Genomic DNA, 20,317 nt, shown 5'->3' on the forward strand with positions numbered 1-20,317 from the left:
GATCTTCCAGGCGCCGCCCGCACAGCCGCAGCCGATGGTGCAGCCGGTCGTCCAGCAGATGATGCAACCGGCTCCGCAGCCGCGCGAAATGCTGCGTGAGGTTCAGCAGCCGGTCGCGATGGCGCCGCAGCGCATGCCGCGCGTCGAGGACTTTCCGCCGGTCGTGAAGGCCGAGGTCGACGCCAAGAGCCGTCCGGTGGACCATGAGAACAGCGGCCCGATGGGTCTCCTGAAGCGTCTGACCAATGGCCTGACCCGTCGCGAAGAGGAACCTGCACGGCTGCAGCCGGCGCAACCGCGCGAGCCCAAACTGCGCCAGGCCGCACCGGAAGTGCGCCGCCTCGCCAGCCAGGACGCGCAGCTCTACGCGCCGCGCCGCGGCCAACTGGACGATCAGGGCCGCCTGACGCCGCAGACCAGGGCGACTCAGGACGACGATCAGTTGGAGATTCCGGCGTTCCTGCGCCGCCAGGCCAACTGAGCCGTTAACGGACTGTAACAACTGTTAACAGGCAGGCAAGGAATTGCTTGCCTGTTAACGTCTAAAATGCTGTATAATCAATTGGTTATGGTGCCGTACATGTTCCAGTTCGCGGTTACAAAGAGTAAGAAACCGTGATTTGGAGTCTCCTTGCCGGGACATTATCTTCGCTGCCTACCATAGTCGGTATGCCGGGATTTCGGGGGAAGTAGCCCTGCCTGCCGATTTAACAAGAGCCGCGCCCTCGGGCTGGAGAAGCGGAGCTAGGCATTACGGGCTCATGGGGATTGTCTTGCACGACCACCAGACGACAGTGAAGACGCGCGCGTCGCTTACAGGCACCGGCGTTCACAGCGGCAAAGAAGTTTCCATCAGTTTCCTGCCCGCGGATGCCGATACCGGCATCGTGTTCCAGCTCCTTAATGGCGACGGGCAGGGCCGCGAATTCCGAGCCCTGTTTTCCGAGATCGGCGCCACCGACCTTTGCACAATGCTCGGCGATCCCTCTGGCGAGCACATCGCCACGGTCGAGCACATCATGGCGGCCCTGTTCGGGCTCGGCATCGACAATGTCGTCATCGAGATCGACGGCCACGAGGTCCCAATCCTTGATGGCAGCGCCATGGCCTTCGTCGAAGCCATCGACCAGGCCGGCATCGAGGTGTTGGCCGTTAAGCGGCGCTATATCAGGGTGGTCAAGCCGGTCCGCATCGAGAACGGCGCCTCCTGGGCGGAGTTCAGGCCCTATGACGGTACCCGTTTCGAGGTCGAGATCGATTTCGAAAGCCCGGCGATCGGCCGTCAGCTCTTCGCATCGGACATCAACGCCGATATTTTCCGCCGCGACATCGCGCGGGCCCGCACCTTCGGCTTCATGAAGGACGTCGAGCGGCTGTGGGCCGCCGGTTATGCGCTGGGATCCTCGCTGGAAAATTCCGTGGTGATAGGTGATGACAACCGCGTCATCAATATGGGCGGCCTGCGCTATCCCAACGAATTCGTGCGCCACAAGACGCTCGACGCCATGGGCGACCTGGCGCTGGCCGGTGCGCGCTTCATCGGCTGTTTCCGCTCCTATCGCGGCGGTCACAGGCTGAACGCCGCCGCGCTGCGGCGCCTGCTGTCGGACCGCACGGCCTTCGAGATCGTCGAGACGACACGCCGCGAGCGTGGCCGGGCCGCCGAGATGAACGCCGTCAACGCGCCTCTCTATGCGCCCTGGATGATCTGATTTTCTTAATCTTTTTCGGATTCCATGGCGGTATGGTGTTGCAAGAATGCATCATCCATCAGTGAAATTGCATAGATTTTCATGCCACGGTCCGCCGCCACAAAAATGTGCGATTGGCTGGACATAGCGTTGCCGGGCAAGGCGGTTATGGTTTATGGCTGCTGCCGTCTATTAGTGCATGTCGCTCAAAAGTGGGGATCAGTTTTGGGACAACAGCATGCAAGAGGCATTGAAATAACGCCGAAAGGGCGCAATCCAATCATGTTCTTCAAGCGAGTCGGTCAATCGAAAGCGCCGCAGCGGTCTGTTTTTCTGGCGCTTTCGGTGGTTGTTCCATCGCTCTTTCTGTCGGCCTGCATGTCGTCGGAGAAAGATATCGACCTGTCGACCTATGTCGACCAGACCGAGCCGGCCGACGTTCTCTACAATCAGGGCCTCGCCAACATGAATGCGGGACGCCTGGACGAGGCGAGCAAGAAATTCGACGCCGTCGACCGCCAGCATCCCTATTCGGAGTGGGCGCGCAAATCGATGGTGATGGGCGCGTTCGCCGACTATCGAAAGGGCAGCTACGACGACGCGATCCAGTCGGCAAAGCGGTACCTGGCTCTTTATCCGTCCACGGATGACGCCGCCTACGCCCAGTACATCATTGGTCTCAGCTACTATCGCCAAATCAAGGACGTGACGCAGGACCAGAAGGAAGCACGCCAGACCCTGCAGACCATGCAAGACCTGGTGACGCGCTGGCCGACGTCGGAATATGTTGACGACGCCAAGGAAAAGATCCGCTTCGCCAACGACCAGCTCGCCGGCAAGGAAATGCAGATCGGGCGCTATTATCTGGAGCGCCGGGAGTACATCGCCGCCGTCAAGCGCTTCCGCACAGTGGTCGAAAACTATTCCAATACCCGCCATGTCGAGGAAGCGCTCGCGCGCCTGACCGAAAGCTATTACGCGATGGGATTGACCTCGGAGGCCCAGACGGCCGCCGCGGTGCTCGGTACCAACTATCCCGACAGCTCGTGGTACAAGGATTCCTACAAGCTGCTGCAGAGTAACGGGCTGGCACCGCGCGAGAATGCCGGATCGTGGATATCCAAGGCCGGGAAGCTGATTACCGGCGCCTGACCTCCGAGCGAAGCGCGCAGCGCGCTTTTTCGGATTGATCCGAAGCTCAAACAAAAAGATAGTGCGGCGCTGCGACTCCAACTGTCGGTGCCGCTTTAATCTTTCTGTTTTCGTGCCTGTCGTTATCCCGAAACCGGGTCCACTTTTTGGGCGGCATGCAATAGGTCCGGTTTCTCATGCTTTCCAGACTGTCGATCCGAGATATCGTACTGATCGAAAAGCTGGACATCGACTTCCAGCCGGGTCTTTCCGTGCTGACCGGCGAAACCGGCGCCGGCAAATCCATCCTGCTCGACGCCCTGTCGCTGGCGCTCGGCGCGCGCGGCGATGCCTCGCTGGTGCGCCATGGCGCATCGCAGGGTCAGGTCATCGCCGTGTTCGATGTTCCGCGCAACCATCCGGTGCGCGCGCTCCTTGCCGAGAACGCCATCGAGGACGATGGCGACGTCATCCTGCGCCGCGTGCAGACGGCGGACGGCCGTACTCGTGTGTTCGTCAACGACCAGCCGTCCAGTGTGACGCTGATGCGCGATGTCGGCCGCGCGCTGGTCGAGATCCACGGCCAGCATGATGAACGCGCTTTGGTCGATCCCGGCGCACACTGCGATGTGCTCGATGCTTTCAGCGGCCATCTGGGTGCCGTCCGCTCGACCGGCGAGGCATGGCGGCACTGGCGCGCCTGCGAGCAGGAGCTGACGCGCCATCGCGCCAAGGTGGTGGCCGCCGCGCGCGAGGCCGATTATCTGCGCGCCGCGGTTGCCGAACTGACCAAGCTCGATCCGCAGCCCGGCGAGGAAACCGAACTTGCGGAGCTGCGCGCCCACATGATGCGTGCCGAGAAGATCGCTTCCGAAATCCACGACGCGCAGGATGTGCTGTCGGGTCCGTCCTCGCCCTTGCCGCAACTGGCCAGCCTGCTGAGGCGGTTGCAGCGCAAGGCGACGGAGGCGCCCGGCCTGCTCGAGGACGTGGTCAAGTCGCTGGATGAAGCGATGTTGTCGCTCGATGCGGCGCAATCGGGCGTCGAGGCCGCGCTGCGGGACACCGAATATGATCCGCAACGGCTGGAGAAAGCCGAAGAGCGGCTGTTCTCGCTGCGCGCGGCGTCGCGCAAGCACAGCGTCGCCGTCGACGATCTGGCGCAGCTGCGCGACACGATGGTTGCCGACCTAGCCGATCTCGATGCCGGCGAGGAGCGCCTGCACGGCTTGGAAAGGCAGGCGGCGGCCGCGCGCGAAACCTACGACATCGCCGCCGCACAGCTGTCCTCGCTCCGCCATGCCGCGGCGGTCGGTCTGACCAAGGCTGTGATGGCCGAACTGCCGGCGCTGAAGCTCGAACGCGCGGCCTTCATCGTCGAGATGAAGAGCGAGGCCGAGACGCGCATGGAGGAGGGCATCGACCAGATTGAGTTCTGGGTGCGCACCAATCCCGGCACGCGGCCCGGGCCGATGATGAAGGTCGCGTCCGGCGGTGAGCTGTCACGCTTCCTGCTCGCGCTGAAAGTGGCACTGGCCGATCGTGGTTCGGCGCCGACCCTGGTTTTCGATGAAATCGACACCGGCGTGGGCGGCGCGGTGGCCGACGCCATCGGCCAGCGGCTGGCGCGGCTGTCGAAGCGCGTCCAGGTGCTTTCCGTCACCCACGCGCCGCAAGTTGCGGCGCGCGCGGCGACACATTTCCTGATCTCCAAATCGGGCAGCACCGACCGGGTCGCGACAGGGATTGCCGAGATGGACAGGACGGCGCGGCAGGAGGAGATCGCCCGCATGCTGGCCGGTGCCACGATCACCGACGAGGCGCGCGCCGCCGCCGAGCGGCTGCTGCGCGAGAATACAAACGCGGCGTGAGACTATCCGGCGTCATGGGGCGAGTCAGGATATGGCTCCATCCTGCTGTTCAGGAATGATCTTTTCCGAAAACCGGTTCCCACTTTTCCGGATCATGCTCTATGGTGACGCGCCACCGTTCAGGGACAAAAAGCATGGCCGAAAAACCTGTCGATTCGCTCAGCGAAAGCGAGGCTGAAGCCGAACTCCAGCGCCTTGCCGAGGAGATCGCCGGTCACGACCGGCGCTACCATGCCGAGGACGCGCCTGTTATAACGGACGCGGAGTATGATGCTCTGCGGCGGCGTAATCTTGCCATCGAGGAGCGTTTTCCCGGGCTGGTGCGTGAGGATTCGCCCTCGCTCAGGGTGGGTGCCGCACCGGCGGAAGGCTTCACCAAGGTGCGCCACGCCGTGCCGATGCTCAGCCTCGCCAAGGCCTATACCGACGCTGACGTTGCCGATTTCATCGAGCGCGGCCGGCGCTTCTTCGACCGCGACAAGGACCTCGACATCGCCTTCACCGCCGAGCCGAAGATCGACGGGCTGTCGGCGTCATTGCGTTACGAAAAAGGCGTGTTCGTGCAGGGGGCGACGCGCGGCGACGGCGCTGTCGGCGAGGACATCACCGGCAATCTCAGGACCATCGCCGACATCCCAGCAAGGCTGAAAGGTTCGGCCTGGCCCGAGATCATTGAGATACGCGGCGAGGTCTACATGACCTATGCGGAATTCGAGGCGCTCAAGGCGCGCTCGGCGGCTGTCGGTGGCCAGGATTACGTCAATCCGCGCAATACGGCGGCCGGGTCGCTGCGCCAGAAGGATCCCTCCGTCACCGCCAGCCGCAATCTCAAATTCTTTGCCTATGCGTGGGGTTATACGACGGCGGATCCGGCACCAACACAGTACGAAGCGGTGCAGAAATTCGCCGATTGGGGTTTCAAGATCAGTCCGCTGATGGTGCGGGCGAAGTCGGTCGAGGAGCTGGTCGCGCATTATCACCGGATCGAGGAGCAGCGCTCGTCGCTCGGCTATGACATAGACGGCGTCGTCTACAAAGTCGACCAGCTGGAGTTGCAGCGCCGCTGGGGCTTCGTCACCGGTGAGCCGCGCTGGGCCGTCGCGCACAAATTCCCGGCCGAACAGGCGATGACGACCGTGCAGAGGATCGACATCCAGGTCGGCCGGACCGGCACGCTGGCGCCGGTGGCGCGGCTGGCGCCGGTGACGGTCGGCGGCGTGGTGGTGGAAAACGTCACGCTGCACAATGAGGACTATATCAAGGGCCTGGACAGCACCGGCCAGCCGATCCGCGATGGCATCGACGTGCGCATCGGCGACACTGTCGTGATCCAGCGGGCAGGGGATGTCATCCCGCAGATCGTCAGTGTCGTCATCGACAAGCGTCCCCCCAATGCCGTGCCATACGAATTCCCGCACACCTGCCCGATCTGCGGTTCGCCGGCGACACGCGAGATCAACGAAAAGACCGGCAAGGAGGATTCACGGCGCCGTTGTACCGGCGAATTGATCTGCCCGGCGCAAGCAGTGGAAGGGCTGCGCCACTTCGTGTCGCGCGGCGCCCTGGATATCGAGGGGCTGGGCGCGGAGAACATCGATACTTTCTTCAATGCCGGGTTGATCAAGACCGCCGCCGATATCTTCACGCTCAGGGAGCGCCGGCCCGCCGTGACCAAGGCGCTGGCCGAGCGGCGCGAGGAGCAGGCTAGGCAGCGCGAGGCAGCGTCCGGCAAGACCCGCAAGAACGTGCGCAGCGTCGAGGACCGCAACTATGAGGGGCTCGACAAGCTGTTCGCGGCCATCGATTCACGCCGCGAGCCGGAGCTCGACCGCTTCATTTTCGCGCTCGGCATCCGCCATATCGGCGAGACGACGGCTGCCGTGTTGGCCCGGACATTTTCAACTATCGAGGAGTTGATCCGCGTCGGCAAGGAGACGGCGGCGGCGGAGGATCCGCATGCCGTCTTCCCATCGATCAACGGCATTGGCGATACGGTGATCGATGCGCTGCGCGATTTCTTCGGCAATGAGCGCAATGACGACGTGCTGGAGAAGCTGCTGGAGCAGGTCAAACCGAAGCCGTATATCGTCACCGTCTCGGCCGACAGCGAGGTCGCCGGCAAGACGATCGTCTTTACCGGCTCGCTGGAAAAGATGACGCGCTCCGAAGCCAAGGCAATGGCCGAGCGCCTCGGCGCCAAGGTGGCCGGCTCGGTTTCGGCGAAGACCGATCTGCTGGTGGCGGGACCGGGTGCGGGCTCCAAGCTCAAGCTTGCCAGCGAACTCGGCATCGAAGTCATCGACGAGGACACCTGGCTGCAGCGGGTCGGCAAGTCGTGACGGGCGAAGCGTTCAAGGGGTTCGGCTCCAAGGCAATTCCGTTCCTGAAGGCATTGGATTTCCACCAGAGTCGCGAGTGGTTCCTGGAGAATCGCGACTTGTTCGAAAAGGAATTGCGCGACCCGCTGGGCGATCTCGTCGACACGCTTACGCAGCGTTTTGCGGAAGTCGGCCTCGGTCTGCGCGGCGATCGCAAGAAGTCGCTGTTCCGCATCAACCGCGACGTGCGCTTCGCCAAGGACAAGCGACCCTATAACCGACATCTGTCGGCTATCCTGTCGCCGGACGGCACCAAGATGGAGCAGGGCGTGTTCTTCGTCCATATCGGGCTTGAGCGCTGCTTTGCCGGCGTCGCCTGGTGGCAGCCGGCGCCGGAACTGCTGACGGCCATGCGCAAGGCCATCGCGAGCCATCCCGATACGTTTCGCGCCGTGGTGGCGGCGCTGAGGAAAAATGGCCTCGAACTCGATGCCGAAGGCGGCATGAAACGCACGCCGCGCGGCTTCGAAGAGGTCGCCGACAAGGACCTCGTCGCCGCCATCCGCAACCGGCATTTCGCCGTCCGCCACGCGATCGATCCGGCTGGTATCCACGGGCCGGAGCTGGTCGAGGAACTTGTCGATTTCACCTTGCGCGCCAAGCCGCTGCTCGACTGGGGCAGGGCGATCGAGGGCAAGACCGCGAAGGACTGAGCTTCCACGCAAGCGTCGACGATCATTTCCGCTGATCGTTTGGCTCAAGCGAATTCGTGTGACACGGCAAGGCATGCCACCTAAATACCGCCACTCCCTTTGTTGTCGTGCATGTCGTTGTCCCAAAACCGCTACGCTGTTTTGGGCGACATGCATCAGGAGTGGCCGATGGCGACGGACGTGATTTCTAAGAGCGGCGGCAAAAGCGATTTCTGGCAGGGCGTGCGGCTCTCCATGCCGGTCGTGGTGGCGTCGGCGCCGTTCGCCGTGCTGTTCGGCGCGCTCGCCGTCGACAATGGCTTCTCGGTCCTCGAAGCCTTCCTGATGAGCGCGCTGGTCTATGGCGGCGCCAGCCAGATGGTCGGCATCCAGCTGTTCGGCCAGCACGTCGCGCCATGGCTGGTCGTGCTCTCGATCTTCGCCGTCAATTTCCGCCACGTGCTCTATTCCGCCGGCATCGGCCGGCGCATCGCGCACTGGCCTGTCATCCAGCAGGCTCTCGGCTATTTCATCCTCACCGACCCGCAATTCGCGGTCGCGGAGGCGCGGGCGCAGTCCGGACAAACGGTCGGCTTCGCCTGGTATCTGGGGCTTGGCCTGCCGGTCTATCTGTTCTGGATCGTCGAAAGCGGGCTCGGCGCGCTGTTTGGCAAGCTCATCCCGGACACCCATGCGCTGGGCATCGATTTCCTGCTGCCGATCTATTTCCTCGGCCTCGTGATGGGCTTTCGCAAGCGGCCGCTGTGGTTGCCTGTGGTCGTCGCCAGCGCCTGCGCCTCGATCGTCGCCTACAAGACGGTGGGTTCGCCCTGGCACGTGTCGATCGGCGCCATTGCCGGCGTGCTGCTCGCCGTCATTCTGCCGCCGCACCACAGCGGCGTGGAGGCAAGGTCATGAGCACAACATTCTGGATCATCATCGCCGGCGCGATCGCCACCTATCTCACGCGCATCGGTGGCCATCTGGTCATCTCTCGCTTCGATCGCATCCATCCGCGCGTGGAAGCCGGTCTCAACGCAGTGCCGGCTGCCGTGTTGACCACGCTGGTGGCGCCGGAACTGTTGAATGCCGGACCGGCGGAGTGGGCAGCCCTGGTCGTCACGGCGGTGGTTTCGCTGCGCGGCGGGCTGATGGCGATGTTTCTGGCCGGGGCGGTGGTGCTGATCCTGGCACGGCAGTTCGTGGGGTAGGGCGCATCGCCCTTGGCGCCTCAAAAATTCAAATCTTCGCGTCGTGCGGCAGCGGTGCTGTCGCCTTTTCCAGCCAGGCCAGCGTTTCGCCGTCGAGCATCGGACCGATCTCGGCCAGCACGCGGGCGTGGTAGGTGTCGAGCCAGTGCAGTTCGTGACGAGTCAGCAGGTCCGATCGCACCAGCCTGACGTCGATCGGGGCGAGCGTCAGCGTCTCGAAGCCGTGCATGGCGATGTCGCCGCCCTCGATCTGTTCGGCCGGCGTCACCAGGATGAGGTTCTCGATGCGGATGCCGTAGGCGCCTTCCTTGTAATAGCCGGGCTCGTTGGACAGCATCATGCCCTCGAGCAGCTTTTCGGTGCCGGTGCGGGCGATGCGCTGCGGACCCTCATGCACGGCCAGGTACGAGCCGACGCCATGACCGGTGCCATGGGCGAAGTCGCAGCCATGCTTCCACAACGCCATGCGGGCGACGGCATCGATCTCCGAGCCGCGCGTGCCGGCGGGGAAGCGCAGCGTCGAAATGCCGATCATGCCCTTCAGCACCAGCGTGAAGCGCTCGCGCATCTCCTCGGTAGGCTGGCCGATTGGTACGGTGCGGGTGATGTCAGTGGTGCCATCCTGGTATTGCGCGCCGGAATCGAGCAGGAACAGCTCACCGGCCTGCAGCCTTCGGCTGGTGGCGCGCGAGACGCGGTAATGCATGATGGCGCCGTTCGGGCCGGCGCCGGAAATGGTATCGAAGGAGACGTCGCGCAGCGGCATCTGGGTTTCCTCGCCGGTCTGCCGGCGCGTCTCTTCGAGCCTTGTGACGACCGCGATCTCGTCGAGGGAGCCGGGCTGCTGCCGGTCGAGCCAGCACAAAAGCTTGGCCACCGCCGCGCCGTCGCGGCGATGCGCGGCGCGTGAGCCGTTGATCTCGGCCTGGTTTTTGGTGGCGCGCGGAATACGAGCGGGATCGGGCGCGGCAATCACCGTGCCGCCATTGTCCTCGACCAGCATGCGCAGACGGTCGGCCGCCAGCACCGGATCGAGCGCGATTTTCGCGCCGCTTTTGGCAAGCGCCACGATCGCGGCCTCGAATTCGCCGGGCTCGTGCGGATCGGCAAGCTGGGTGAGATAGGCCGCCACCTGACGCGAGAACTTGCGTCGCTCCATGAAAAGCTGGTGCGATCCGTCGGCGGCGAGAATGGCGAAGCCGAGCGCCAGCGGCGTATGCGGGACGTCGCCGCCACGAATGTTGAAGGCCCAGGCGATAGAGGAGGGGTCGGTCAGCACCGCATGGGTGGCGCCGTCCTTGCCGATCGCCGTTGCCAGCCGCGCCAGCTTGTCCTTGGCGAGCTCGCCGGCAAAGCCGATCGGGTGCAGTTCGACCGGGGTTACGGGTGCGGCGGGCTGATCCTTCCAGATGATGTCGATCGGGTTCTTGTCTAGCGGCGCGAGCACCGCGCCGGTCTTATCGGCGGAGGCCTGCAGCGCCTTGACCTCGCCGATCGTGTGCAGCCAAGGATCGAAGCCCAGCCGCGCCCCTTTGCCGATGTTGTCCCTGAGCCAGACAGCGGGCGGATTGTCGACCAGGCTCTCGATCGAAAAGATGCCGAGGTCGACTTCGTTGCGTACCTGCAGCGTGTAGCGTCCGTCGACAAAGACGAAGGCGCGGTCGCGCAGCACGACGGCTACGCCGGCCGAGCCGCTGAAGCCGGTCAGCCATTTCAGCCGTGCAGAACGATCAGCGACGTATTCGCCCTGGTGCTCGTCGGCGCGCGGAACGATGAAGCCATCGAGGCCATTCGCGGCCAGCCACTGGCGCAGCAGCGCCACGCGCGGCTTGCCGACCGCCGGATCGCCCGCGGAATCGAAGGTCTGGAACATGATGGGCCTCCTGATATCAGCTTGACCGTAGCGCATGGGCCTGGAAATCGGAATCGATTTCCGGCTGGCGCAACCTGCTACAGCATTGCCTGGCTGACAACCAAATGGGGCTGGTCCAGCCGTGGTCTGAAGGGGACGGCGCCGGCATTCTCTTGGCGGTGCCTTGCCGACAACCATTGATCGGCAATGGCTTTGCCGGCCTCAGCGCTTGAGGTGGATCGTCACCCAGCCTTCGCGGTGCAAGGTGCTGATATGGCGGAAATTCTGGCCGACATAGGCCGATACCACCGCATCGCGCTGGCGGTCTAGGATGCCTGACAGCACGATCGAGCCGCCAAGCGCGATATGCCCTGCCATTTGCGGCGCCAGCCGCATCAGCGGCCGCGCCAATATGTTTGCGACGATGAGGTCGAAGGGCGCGCGCCTGGCGAAGATCGGGTGATGAAAGCCCGGCGCGGTCACCGTCTCGATGAGCGTCTTGACGTGGTTCAGCCGCGCATTGGCGGCGGCGACCTTGACCGCCACCGGATCGATGTCGGTGGCCAGCACCGGAATATGCGCCAGCTTGGCGACGGCGATCGCCAGCACCGCACTGCCTGTGCCGAGGTCGAGCGCGTTGCGCGGGTGCTCGCGCCGCACGACTTTCTCCAGCATTTCGAGGCATCCGGCGGTGGTGCCGTGATGGCCGGTGCCGAAGGCAAGGCCCGCCTCGATCTCGATGGCGAGCTCGCCGCTATGGCGCTTCCTGCTGTCATGCGCGCCATGGACGAAGAACCGGCCGGCGCGCACCGGCTTCAGGCCTTCCAGGGAACGTGCCACCCAGTCGATGTCGGGCAGCGCCTCGCGCTCGACCGGTCTTGACAAGGCGAGGCCGGCGAGAATGTCCTTCAGCCGCGCCTCAACCGCGTCGACGTCGCCATCGGCATAGAGCGAGACCTCATGGATGTCGGCGTCTTCGTCGACCTCCAGCACGGCGATCGGCAGGCCTTCATCCTCGAAGGCCGTTTCAAGCGCCGCGAAGATGCGCTCGGCCTCGATCTTTCCGGTGGTGAAATGGAGCCGCGTCTGGGTCATGTGAATTCTGGTCAGCCGTTCGCGGCGAGGCGCTTCAGCTTCTCCACGGCGGTGTCGGCGCTCTCGCCATAGGCGATCGTGCCCGCAAAGTCGCCCTTGGCGTTGAGCAGCAGCACCGAGGCGGTGTGGTCCATGGTGTAGTCGCCGTCGCCGGTGTCGACCTTCTTCCAGTAGATGCCGAATGCCTTGGCCATGGCATGGACCTTGTCAGGGTCGCCGGTAATGCCGGTGATGCGGTCGGAGAAATTGCTGACATAGGCGTTCATGACCTGCGGCGTGTCACGCTCCGGATCGACCGAGACGAAATAAGCATGCAGGTTCTTGCCGTTGTCGCCGAGCGTCTTCAGCCAGCCGGAGAGTTCGAACAGCGTGGTCGGGCAGACTTCAGGGCAATGGGTGAAGCCGAAGAAGACGACGCTGGGCTGGCCCCGGAAAGCGGCCTCGGTAATCGGTGCGCCTTTCTGGTCGACCAGGGTGAACGCCGCACCGAACGGCTCGCCGCCATAGTGGCCGCGATACCAGTCGAAGGTCAGCCAGCCGATGCCGGCGGCCATCAGAACGAGAATGCCGACCAGGATAGAACGCATCATCAGAAAAGTCCGTCTGTAATGTCATGGCGCGCCGGCCAAAGCCGTGCGCCCCTTGTTCGGCTACAGTCTTAGCGGTTCAGCCTCGCACAGGCAAAGTGCCGCGTTGCCGCAACCGCGGTGGTGTTGCCACATCTGCTTGCAAAGCCGCACAGCCCGCCCCACCTGAGACCGGCAACTCGAACCGAGGAGGCTTCTTTGCTCGAACTGATTGGGCTCAAACTGACTGGGCGGAAACTGATCGGCGGCGCGTTGGCGGCATGCGTTGCGCTTGGCGCCGGTAGCGCCGTTGCCGAGGAAGTCGGCAAGGTCGGCGTCGACTGGGTCGGCAACGACATCATCATCGACGCGATCAAGGACCCGAAGGTGGATGGCGTGACCTGCCATGTTTCCTATTTCGACCGAAGCGTCATCGACCGCCTGCACAAGGGTAATTGGTTCGAGCACCCCAGCGATTCCTCGATCTCATGCCGCCAGACCGGGCCGATCACCATTGGCGACATCGACATGAGCGAGGGCGGCGAGGAGGTGTTCAAGCAAGGCCTCAGCCTGATCTGGAAGAAGCAGGTGGTGAACCGCATCTACGACAAGAAGAACGAGACGCTGATTTATCTGTCGCACTCGCGCCAGGTGCAGAACGGCTCGGCCAAGATGTCGGTTACGACTGTGCCGCTCTACGGCCAGAACGTGGTGTGGAGCAACAGCAAGCCGAAATAGGCGGGCGAACTCTTCCTGGTGCTACTCTGACGATGATCGGCTTCTGCTTGCGGGACCAATCGCTCTGACGTAAAGCCGCCGGCATGGACCGTTCCGAAGATCTCGTCGCGAAAGACCCCGAGCCGCGCATCCATCCAACGGCGGAGATGAAGGGCTGCAAGCTTGGCCGCTACGCCGCGATCGGCGAACGCGTCGTGCTGCGCGAGGTTATCGTCGGCGATTTCTCCTATTTCGAACGCCATGCCGAGGCGATCTATACGACGATCGGCAAATTCTGCTCCATCGCCGCCAACAGCCGCATCAACGCGCTGGAACATCCGATCGAGCGGCTGACCCAGCACAAGGTCAGCTATCGGCCGAACGAATATTTCCGCTGGCTGGGCGTCGATGCCGCGTTCCGCGAGCGGCGGCGGTCGAAGGCCGTGACCATCGGCAATGATGTCTGGGTCGGCCACGGCGCGGTCATCTTGCCTGGCATCGCCATCGGCAACGGCGCGGTCATCGGCGCCAATGCGGTGGTGACACGGGACGTGCCACCCTACACGATCGTCGCCGGCGTGCCGGCGAAGCCGATCAGGCTGCGCTTTGCCCCTGAAATAGCGGCACGCATCGAGGCTCTCGCCTGGTGGGACTGGCCGGTCGAGAAACTCGCCAGGGCGGTTCCCGACATGCAGGCAATGCCGATCGAAGCCTTCCTCGACCGCTGGGAAAACGACGCCGTTTAATCTCCCGCGGAGAACGGTTTAGGCCTCGCCGTCACGGCTGCGCAGGGAACTATTCTTGGCGCTCTCCGGAATGAAACCCCTTCCGCCATGCGGGGGTGGCGCGGCGGAAGGGGCTGGAGGTAAACCGCTGTGAAGCGGAAGGAACAGGCTCTTGCCTGCGCGGCTACCATGACATTGAACCGATAAGGTGTGTTTTCCTTCCTGCGCGCTCCATACGTGCATTCGATTGCATCGGTTGTATTTCTTGCCCGCGGGAACCTGAAATGGCTGCTGGTTGTTTCCTTTTGTGCCCGCACGGAGCCGCGCTGTCTGAGGGAGTTCATGATCGAGAAGCTTTTCACCAAAATCGCCAACCGGGTAGCTCACCTTGCTGGCCTGTCGCCCACGTTCGCACTCTGTTGCCTGATCGTCATCGTCTGGGGAGTAAGCGGGCCACTCTTCGCCTTCTCGGACACCTGGCAGCTGGTGATCAACACCGGGACGACGATCATCACGTTCCTGATGGTGTTTCTCATCCAGAACACCCAGAACCGCGACGGCGCGGCGATCCAGGCCAAGCTCGATGAGCTGATACGGGTCAGCGCGGCCAAAAACACCTTCATCGGCATCGAGCATCTGACTGAAGCCGAGGTTCAGGAGATCCGCGCCAAATGCGAGCGGGCGGCTAAGCGGCACGACGAGAAGATCGCCACCATGGCGGCCAAGAAGGCGTTTGCTCAGAAGCGCGGCGCGAAAAAGAGCGCGGCTTGAGGCTCAGCCTTTCATGAACGCCGCGAACGCATCCTTGTGGTCGGGGTGCCAGCGCGACAAGGCAGGGCGGTTTTCGATAATGTCGCCGATCGCCCAGGCCATCCGCTTTTCATCCAGCGGCCGCGCGGCCTCATTGTCGGGACACAGGACGTAGAAGTCACCCCTGACCAGCGATTCCAGCATGAAATCGATCACCTGCTCACCGGTCCACGCTCCGGCCGGCTTTTCCGTCGCGCCTTCGGTCAGGCCGGTATAGGTGAAGCCGGGGATGAGCAGATGCGCCGACAGGCGGGCGCCAGGCTCATTCCTCAGGGCATGCGCCAGGCCCTCGGTAAAGGTCTTCACGCCGGCCTTGGAAACGTTGTAGGCGAGGTTGCCGGGCGGCGTGGTGATGCCTTGCTTGGAGCCGGTGTTGACGATCAGGCCCGGCTTGGCCGATGCGAGCATGCGTGGCGCGAAGGCTTCGACGCCATGCACGACGCCCCAGAAATTGATGTCGAGCAGCCGTTTCCAGCCGTCGCGGTTGTCCCAGGGTTTTCCCGGGTTGTCGCCGACGCCGGCATTGTTCATCAGCAGCGAGACGTCGCCGAAGGCGCCGAATGCCCGGTCGGCCAAGCGATCCACCTCATCGACCTTCGACACGTCCGATGCAACGGCAAGCACGGCGTCGTCGCCTGCAATCGCGGCAACGACTCGCGAGGCATCGTCGAGGCGCGGGCCGCCAATGTCGGCGAGCACGATCTTCATGCCCATCAGCGCCAGCCGTTTGGCCGCCGCAAGACCAATACCGCTGGCGGCGCCGGTGATGACGGCGGTATTGCCTTGGCCAAGCGCTGGCAGGGCGGTCTGGATCTCGGTGTCGGGGATCATCGGCGATGGTTTCCTTTTTCGATGGCGCCGAACTTAGCGCCGGAACGGGCTTGTGCAAGCCTCCGTCGGGGCTTGTCGGGTTGACCAGTCCGGTCGTGGCTGCGCATGCTGCGACGCCAAAAGGGAGATTTCCGATTGACGAATTGGGTTGCAATTCTGAAGGAGCAGACCGCCACCGGCGACCAGATGGGGCGCGAGGTGCCGCAGATGCTGGCCAACCCGGATATCAGCGAAGCCCAGGTGAAAACCTTGTTCTCCGCATTGGAAAAGCAAGCGGAGTTCGTCGAGAAACTGCGCATGGCGCTGGAGAAGTTCGGCCATGATTTCTCGATCATCAAGGCGGCGGAGCGGCTGGAAGAGCGCTATGCCGAGCTTGCCGCTTCCGTGGCGGAGAAGCTGAAGGCGATGCGCGGTTAAGCAATTCCAGGAAAGGCGTGAGGCGGTTTTCCCGGGAAAAGCGCATAGCGCCTTCCCTAGGGGATTGCGCTGGACACCAGCAATTCCAGGTAAAGTGTGAAGCGGTTTTCCCGGGAAAAGCGCATAGCGCTTTCCCTAGGGAATTGCGCTGGACAAAGAGTTATTTTTCGAGAACGCGCGAAAAACGCGTATCCGGCACCAGCCAGACCAAGGCGACGGCGACATAGAGCGCGACGCCGATCCACCGGTCGAGGAAGGTCAGCCCAACGGCCGCTATGTAGACGGCAAGCGAAATCCTTCCCTTACGGTCGCGGCCGATGGCCTTGGCGAATGCGGTATCCGGCCCATGCAGCCGATGCAGCGCAATGACCAGGATGCTGTAGGCGGTCGCACACATCACAAGGTCGAAACCGTAAACCGCGACGGGAACAGTGGCGAAATGGTTCTCGCCCATGAAGGCGGTCGTCACCGGCATCAGGGACAACCAGAACAACAGATGCAGGTTTGCCCACAGCACGTGGCCGTCGACACGCTGCACGGTGTGGAACATGTTGTGCAGATTGTTCCAGTAGATGCCGACATTGATGAAGGAGAGCACGTAGCACAGGAAGATCGGCCACTGCGGCAGCAGCGCCGAAAAATCCTCGCCTTCCGGCACCTTCAGGTCCAGCACCATGATGGTGATGATGATCGCCACCACGCCGTCGGTGAATGCCTCGACCCTGCCTTTGCCCATGATCACCACCCGGTCCGCGACGAATTGCCGAAAGATAGTAAATCGTTAGCGGATGTTGGCGCGCCGATAAACAGTGTGAGGAAAATTCCTCAACTATACCAGGGGAAACTTCCACGCAGGACCGGTGATCGTGGTGATCGGCCCTGGCAGCTTGTTGACTTTTCTTGCCGCGGCCGCTCCCGTTGCGATGCCGTCCCGGCCGAAGCAGTCGAACGGCCGGCACTCGATGGAGGGACCGATGAGATTTCGATTTCTGCTTGCGATAGCGACCATCCTGGCCGCCGTCTTCGGGACGTCCGCCGCGGCTTTCGCCTACGGCGCCCATACCACGACCAGCCTCAACGTTCGTACCGGGCCCGGCGCGGAATACGCCAAGGTCGGGACGCTGCCGGCCGGCTTCCGGGTTGACGTGACCGGCTGCCAGCCTGGCTGGTGCAGGATCCATGGCGGCGGTGTCAGCGGCTGGGCCAGCTCCGGCTATCTCTCGCGAGCCCAAGTCGTGCATCCGCCGGTTATCATCGTGCGCCCGCCGCATCGCCCGCTATACTGGCACCATCGGCCCCATCACCGCCCGCCGCACCATCGCCCACCGCACAAGCCGCGTCCCGGCAAGTGCAAGATCGCGCCCGGTTTTTCCTGCAAGTAGGCCCGGTTTCCTGCAAACAGACTGATTGCGTCTGACGCGGCACAAGGGATGCCGCGATGGATGGGGGCCGCTGGCCCCGATCCGCCTTTGTGCGATCATCGGCCTGGTCAGGCAAGGCTCACCATGGTGTCAGGAGCGTGGCCGTTCACCGGAACGCCGGCGGGAAGGGCGCGTTAACGTCGCGATCCCTGAAACTGATGACGAGGTTGGCCATGGCCTTTCGTGATTTGGCGCAAACTCAGAACGAGGCCGGCGACGTCCTCGCGATTCCGACTGTCGCGGCGATGATCGCGGTGCTGTTTGCCGGCAGCACGGCGCTGACGCCGCTCTATATCATCTACAAGCAGCAGTTCGGCTTTTCGCAGATCACCTTGACGCTGATCTACGCGGTCTATGTTGTCGGCAATCTCGGCGCCCTGCTGGTGTTCGGTGGCGTGTCCGATGTTGTCGGGCGCCGGCCCGCAGCGCTGGCGGCGATGATCGTGGCCATTGTCAGCGCGCTTATCTTCCTGTTCGCCGGAAATGTCGTCTCGCTCGACGTGGCGCGCATCCTGAGCGGGCTTGGCATCGGCATTGGCGCCGGAACGGGGACCGCCTGGATTGCCGAGCTTCTCCCCACCGCCGACAAATCACGTGCCAGCGTCATCACCACCAGCACCAATTTCCTCGGTCTCGGTTTCGGGTCGCTGATATCGGGACTGTTGGCTCAATACGAGCCCTGGCCCCTGCGGCTGGTGTTCATCGTCTATCTCATGGCACTCGCGGTGGTGGGGGTCCTAGTCTGGCGTACCCGTGAAACGGTGGCGAAGCCGGGGGGCATCGAGCGGATTTCGATGCGGCCGCGCCTCTCCGTGCCTCAGAAGATACGCACGCGCTTCGTCGCACCGGCGGTGACCGGTTTCGGCGCGATGGCGCTGGTCGGCTTCTATGCCGCGCTGGCGCCGAGCATCCTGGCGCAGCAGCTGCACGAAACGAACCATGCCGTTGCCGGCGCACTGTTCTTCGAACTGGCGATCGTCGCGGCGGCCAGCATCGTGTTGCTGATGCGGGTGCAGAGCAGCAAGGCCATGCTGGCCGCCCTGGCCTTGATGATCCCAAGCGTGTTGCTGGTGGTGGCGGCGCAGGTTCTGGCCTCGATGGCACTGATGATCGTGGCGACGGCCTGCTGCGGTGTCGTGGCCGCGCTTGGCTACCGAGGCGGCCTGCAGGTGGTGAACGAGATCGCACCGCAGGACCGCCGTGCCGAAGTGGTGTCCAGCTTCTTCGTCTGCTGCTTTGTCGGCAATGCCTTGCCTGTCATCGGCATCGGCGTCGTGTCGACCTATGCCAGCCCCGTCGCCGCGAGCCTGGCCTTCGCGGCCATGATCATCGTGTTCGCGCTGGTGGCGCTCGCCTTCGGGCTCCGACAGAGGCGCTGAGACCGCCGCGCCAGCACGTGCGCTTCAGCCGTTCGGCGTTTCAGGCGTCATGTTCGCGCGCTGGCGCGGCACGCCGAGCCCGGTGTCGGGCGGCTCGCCGGCAGCCGGCCTGTTCTCGATCATGTGCAAGGTGCGCCAGCCGCCGAAGCGGTAGTAGGCCGCGGCCAGGACCAGCGAGGCGATCGAACCGGCCGGGAAACTCCACCACAGCGCTTCCTCGCCGATCACGCCGCGCATGTAATAGGCAAAGCCGGTGCGCACGATGAGCACAGAGATCACCAGGATGATCAGCGGCGGCATCACGGCTCCCGTGGCGCGCACCGTGGCGAACAGCACGATGGTGATGCCGAACAGGATGAACGACCAGGATGCTACGGTGTTGATGTGGGCGGCGATATCGATCGCAGCGCTGTCACTGCTCAGGAACAGGCTCAGGATCGAGCGGTCGAAGACCCATAGCAGCGCGACGAGGGCGCCGGTCAGGACGAGGTTGAAGCCGACGCCCGAGGCGGCAACGCGGCCGATCCGGTCCCAGCGGCCGGCGCCGACATTCTGCGCCGCCATGGAAGAAACCGCGGCGCCGATCGCGAGCGCCGGCATCTGGATGTAGGTCCAGAGCTGCGCGGCGATGCCGTAGGCGGCGGCGACTTGCGAACCATAGGAATTGACGATGCCCATCACCGTCAGTGCCGCCGCCGAGATGACGATCATCTGCAGGCCCATCGGCACGCCCTTGAAGACGACGATGCGCAGCAGCGCCGGATCCGGGCGAAGCAGGGCGAGATTGGTGCCGGCCAGCCGCAACGGATGCTTGCGCGCGTAGAGTACGACGAGGATGGCGATAACGCTCACGGTCTGGCCGATCAGCGTCGAGGTGGCGGACCCGGCGATGCCGAGTTCGGGAAACGGGCCGATGCCGCGGATGAGCAGGGGATTGAGCACGATGTCGAGCACGACCGCCAGCGCCATGAAGATGAAGGGCGTGCGGGAATCGCCCGCACCGCGCAGCACGGTCATGACGAAGGACAGGAGGTTCATCATCGGCACGGCGACGAAGATGATGCGCAGGTAGGAGCGTGCGAGCGGCAAGGCGTCGGCCGGCGTGCCAAGCGCGCCCAGGATGGCGTCGACCCAGATCCAGCCGCAAACCGCGAAGACGACTGAAACGAGGAAGAAGAAAGTGGCGCTGGTGCCGACGATGCGGCGCGCCTCGGCCAGGTCGCGGGCGCCGACCGACTGCGCCACCAGGATGGTGGCCGCCATGCCGATGCCGAACACCGTGCCGAGGATCAGGAACAGGACAAGGTTGGCGTTGGAGGTCGCCGTCAGCGCCGATTCGCCGAGGAAGCGGCCAACCCAAACGGCATTGACCGAGCCGTTCAGCGATTGCAGAACATTGGAGCCGAGCACCGGCAAGGCGAAGAGCAGCAGCGTGCGTGGGATCGGGCCGCTGGTCAGGTCGCCGGTGCGCCGACGCCCGGGCATTTTTTCGTTCATGGCCGACAAAGCCTATCTCGAGTCCGGTACGCGATGATTGCAGATTCAACCCGACAGGTCGATGCGGGCGCGCGAACGGCCCACGGTGCTCAC

General features: G+C 63.7%; 19 protein-coding genes and 1 pseudogene. 14 read left to right on the forward strand and 6 right to left on the reverse strand.

Translation table 11 applies throughout. The features are described 5' to 3' along the window. From O7A61_RS18035 to O7A61_RS18070, 8 genes and pseudogenes are all read left to right on the forward strand, one after another. Positions 1-481: pseudogene (locus O7A61_RS18035) on the forward strand (cell division protein FtsZ); the annotation flags it as partial. 280 nt (positions 482-761) lie between these two features. Further along, positions 762-1,712: a UDP-3-O-acyl-N-acetylglucosamine deacetylase gene (gene lpxC, locus O7A61_RS18040; protein ID WP_140747462.1), complete on the forward strand. Its 951-nt coding sequence runs from the start codon at positions 762-764 to the stop codon at positions 1,710-1,712. A 261-nt stretch (positions 1,713-1,973) separates the two neighbouring features. After that, a complete protein-coding gene (locus O7A61_RS18045) occupies positions 1,974-2,843 on the forward strand; it encodes an outer membrane protein assembly factor BamD (protein WP_027141655.1) in 870 nt (289 codons plus the stop codon). Positions 2,844-3,019: 176 nt separating this feature from the next. Further along, positions 3,020-4,693: a DNA repair protein RecN gene (gene recN, locus O7A61_RS18050; protein ID WP_337130943.1), complete on the forward strand. Its 1,674-nt coding sequence runs from the start codon at positions 3,020-3,022 to the stop codon at positions 4,691-4,693. Positions 4,694-4,827: 134 nt separating this feature from the next. Then, positions 4,828-7,032, forward strand: a complete 2,205-nt coding sequence (gene ligA, locus O7A61_RS18055) for an NAD-dependent DNA ligase LigA (RefSeq protein WP_337130944.1) — start codon at positions 4,828-4,830, stop codon at positions 7,030-7,032. Beyond that, positions 7,029-7,724 carry a DUF2461 domain-containing protein gene (locus O7A61_RS18060; protein WP_337130945.1) on the forward strand — a complete coding sequence of 232 codons (696 nt, stop codon included), beginning with the start codon at positions 7,029-7,031 and terminating at the stop codon, positions 7,722-7,724. The genes ligA and O7A61_RS18060 overlap by 4 nt, the downstream gene beginning before the upstream one ends. A 168-nt stretch (positions 7,725-7,892) precedes the next feature. Further along, a complete protein-coding gene (locus O7A61_RS18065; RefSeq protein WP_337130946.1) occupies positions 7,893-8,621 on the forward strand; it encodes an AzlC family ABC transporter permease in 729 nt (242 codons plus the stop codon). Beyond that, positions 8,618-8,914 (forward strand): AzlD family protein, encoded by a 297-nt coding sequence (locus tag O7A61_RS18070; RefSeq protein WP_337130947.1) that lies wholly within the window; start codon positions 8,618-8,620, stop codon positions 8,912-8,914. Before O7A61_RS18065 ends, O7A61_RS18070 begins: the two co-directional genes overlap by 4 nt. A 28-nt stretch (positions 8,915-8,942) precedes the next feature. Here O7A61_RS18070 and O7A61_RS18075 read toward each other — a convergent pair whose 3' ends face one another. The 3 genes from O7A61_RS18075 to O7A61_RS18085 form a co-directional block, all read right to left on the reverse strand. Then, positions 8,943-10,787 (reverse strand): aminopeptidase P family protein, encoded by a 1,845-nt coding sequence (locus O7A61_RS18075; RefSeq protein WP_337130948.1) that lies wholly within the window; start codon positions 10,785-10,787, stop codon positions 8,943-8,945. Between the two features lie 201 nt (positions 10,788-10,988). Beyond that, positions 10,989-11,861: a 50S ribosomal protein L11 methyltransferase gene (locus tag O7A61_RS18080; protein ID WP_337130949.1), complete on the reverse strand. Its 873-nt coding sequence runs from the start codon at positions 11,859-11,861 to the stop codon at positions 10,989-10,991. A gap of 11 nt (positions 11,862-11,872) precedes the next feature. Then, the gene (locus O7A61_RS18085; RefSeq protein ID WP_140502440.1) at positions 11,873-12,451 is read right to left on the reverse strand and encodes an SCO family protein; all 579 of its coding nucleotides are present in this window, start codon (positions 12,449-12,451) and stop codon (positions 11,873-11,875) included. Positions 12,452-12,646: 195 nt separating this feature from the next. Between O7A61_RS18085 and O7A61_RS18090 the strand changes: the two genes are divergently transcribed. The 3 genes from O7A61_RS18090 to O7A61_RS18100 all read left to right on the forward strand — a co-directional run bounded on the left by O7A61_RS18090 (position 12,647) and on the right by O7A61_RS18100 (position 14,640). After that, a complete protein-coding gene (locus O7A61_RS18090; protein WP_337130950.1) occupies positions 12,647-13,165 on the forward strand; it encodes a CreA family protein in 519 nt (172 codons plus the stop codon). Between the two features lie 83 nt (positions 13,166-13,248). Next, positions 13,249-13,890, forward strand: coding sequence for a DapH/DapD/GlmU-related protein (locus O7A61_RS18095; RefSeq protein ID WP_337130951.1), 642 nt, complete (start codon positions 13,249-13,251; stop codon positions 13,888-13,890). Between the two features lie 321 nt (positions 13,891-14,211). Further along, positions 14,212-14,640: a low affinity iron permease family protein gene (locus tag O7A61_RS18100; protein ID WP_337130952.1), complete on the forward strand. Its 429-nt coding sequence runs from the start codon at positions 14,212-14,214 to the stop codon at positions 14,638-14,640. Positions 14,641-14,643: 3 nt separating this feature from the next. Here the strand turns inward: O7A61_RS18100 and O7A61_RS18105 are convergent, their stop codons facing one another. Next, positions 14,644-15,510, reverse strand: a complete 867-nt coding sequence (locus O7A61_RS18105) for an SDR family NAD(P)-dependent oxidoreductase (RefSeq protein WP_337130953.1) — start codon at positions 15,508-15,510, stop codon at positions 14,644-14,646. Positions 15,511-15,645: 135 nt separating this feature from the next. On the opposite strand from O7A61_RS18105, the gene O7A61_RS18110 reads away from it, so the two are divergent. After that, the gene (locus tag O7A61_RS18110) at positions 15,646-15,927 is read left to right on the forward strand and encodes a hypothetical protein (RefSeq protein WP_337130954.1); all 282 of its coding nucleotides are present in this window, start codon (positions 15,646-15,648) and stop codon (positions 15,925-15,927) included. 160 nt (positions 15,928-16,087) lie between these two features. On the opposite strand, the gene O7A61_RS18115 is transcribed toward O7A61_RS18110, so the two are convergent. Then, positions 16,088-16,663 (reverse strand): TMEM175 family protein, encoded by a 576-nt coding sequence (locus O7A61_RS18115; RefSeq protein ID WP_337130955.1) that lies wholly within the window; start codon positions 16,661-16,663, stop codon positions 16,088-16,090. A gap of 238 nt (positions 16,664-16,901) precedes the next feature. Here O7A61_RS18115 and O7A61_RS18120 point away from each other — a divergent pair, with 238 nt between their 5' ends. Together O7A61_RS18120 and O7A61_RS18125 are read left to right on the forward strand one after the other, a co-directional pair. Continuing rightward, a complete protein-coding gene (locus O7A61_RS18120; protein WP_337130956.1) occupies positions 16,902-17,309 on the forward strand; it encodes an SH3 domain-containing protein in 408 nt (135 codons plus the stop codon). Between the two features lie 212 nt (positions 17,310-17,521). After that, positions 17,522-18,727 (forward strand): MFS transporter, encoded by a 1,206-nt coding sequence (locus tag O7A61_RS18125; RefSeq protein ID WP_337130957.1) that lies wholly within the window; start codon positions 17,522-17,524, stop codon positions 18,725-18,727. A 24-nt stretch (positions 18,728-18,751) separates the two neighbouring features. Here the strand turns inward: O7A61_RS18125 and O7A61_RS18130 are convergent, their stop codons facing one another. Then, positions 18,752-20,224, reverse strand: a complete 1,473-nt coding sequence (locus O7A61_RS18130) for an MATE family efflux transporter (RefSeq protein ID WP_337130958.1) — start codon at positions 20,222-20,224, stop codon at positions 18,752-18,754. Positions 20,225-20,317 lie beyond the last annotated feature (93 nt).

Source organism: Mesorhizobium sp. Cs1321R2N1, assembly GCF_037179725.1.
Lineage (GTDB): Bacteria > Pseudomonadota > Alphaproteobacteria > Rhizobiales > Rhizobiaceae > Mesorhizobium > Mesorhizobium salmacidum.

Bases quoted from the DNA above. Each gene is read 5' to 3' on its own strand.
- O7A61_RS18120 (WP_337130956.1), top strand. From the start codon at position 16,902: ATGAGATTTCGATTTCTGCTTGCGATAGCGACCATCCTGGCCGCCGTC.
- recN (WP_337130943.1), top strand. From the start codon at position 3,020: ATGCTTTCCAGACTGTCGATCCGAGATATCGTACTGATCGAAAAGCTG.
- O7A61_RS18105 (WP_337130953.1), bottom strand. From the start codon at position 15,510: ATGATCCCCGACACCGAGATCCAGACCGCCCTGCCAGCGCTTGGCCAA.
- O7A61_RS18130 (WP_337130958.1), bottom strand. From the start codon at position 20,224: ATGAACGAAAAAATGCCCGGGCGTCGGCGCACCGGCGACCTGACCAGC.
- O7A61_RS18125 (WP_337130957.1), top strand. From the start codon at position 17,522: ATGGCCTTTCGTGATTTGGCGCAAACTCAGAACGAGGCCGGCGACGTC.
- lpxC (WP_140747462.1), top strand. From the start codon at position 762: ATGGGGATTGTCTTGCACGACCACCAGACGACAGTGAAGACGCGCGCG.
- O7A61_RS18070 (WP_337130947.1), top strand. From the start codon at position 8,618: ATGAGCACAACATTCTGGATCATCATCGCCGGCGCGATCGCCACCTAT.
- O7A61_RS18045 (WP_027141655.1), top strand. From the start codon at position 1,974: ATGTTCTTCAAGCGAGTCGGTCAATCGAAAGCGCCGCAGCGGTCTGTT.
- O7A61_RS18095 (WP_337130951.1), top strand. From the start codon at position 13,249: ATGGACCGTTCCGAAGATCTCGTCGCGAAAGACCCCGAGCCGCGCATC.
- O7A61_RS18065 (WP_337130946.1), top strand. From the start codon at position 7,893: ATGGCGACGGACGTGATTTCTAAGAGCGGCGGCAAAAGCGATTTCTGG.
- O7A61_RS18085 (WP_140502440.1), bottom strand. From the start codon at position 12,451: ATGATGCGTTCTATCCTGGTCGGCATTCTCGTTCTGATGGCCGCCGGC.
- O7A61_RS18100 (WP_337130952.1), top strand. From the start codon at position 14,212: ATGATCGAGAAGCTTTTCACCAAAATCGCCAACCGGGTAGCTCACCTT.
- O7A61_RS18080 (WP_337130949.1), bottom strand. From the start codon at position 11,861: ATGACCCAGACGCGGCTCCATTTCACCACCGGAAAGATCGAGGCCGAG.
- O7A61_RS18115 (WP_337130955.1), bottom strand. From the start codon at position 16,663: ATGGGCAAAGGCAGGGTCGAGGCATTCACCGACGGCGTGGTGGCGATC.
- ligA (WP_337130944.1), top strand. From the start codon at position 4,828: ATGGCCGAAAAACCTGTCGATTCGCTCAGCGAAAGCGAGGCTGAAGCC.
- O7A61_RS18075 (WP_337130948.1), bottom strand. From the start codon at position 10,787: ATGTTCCAGACCTTCGATTCCGCGGGCGATCCGGCGGTCGGCAAGCCG.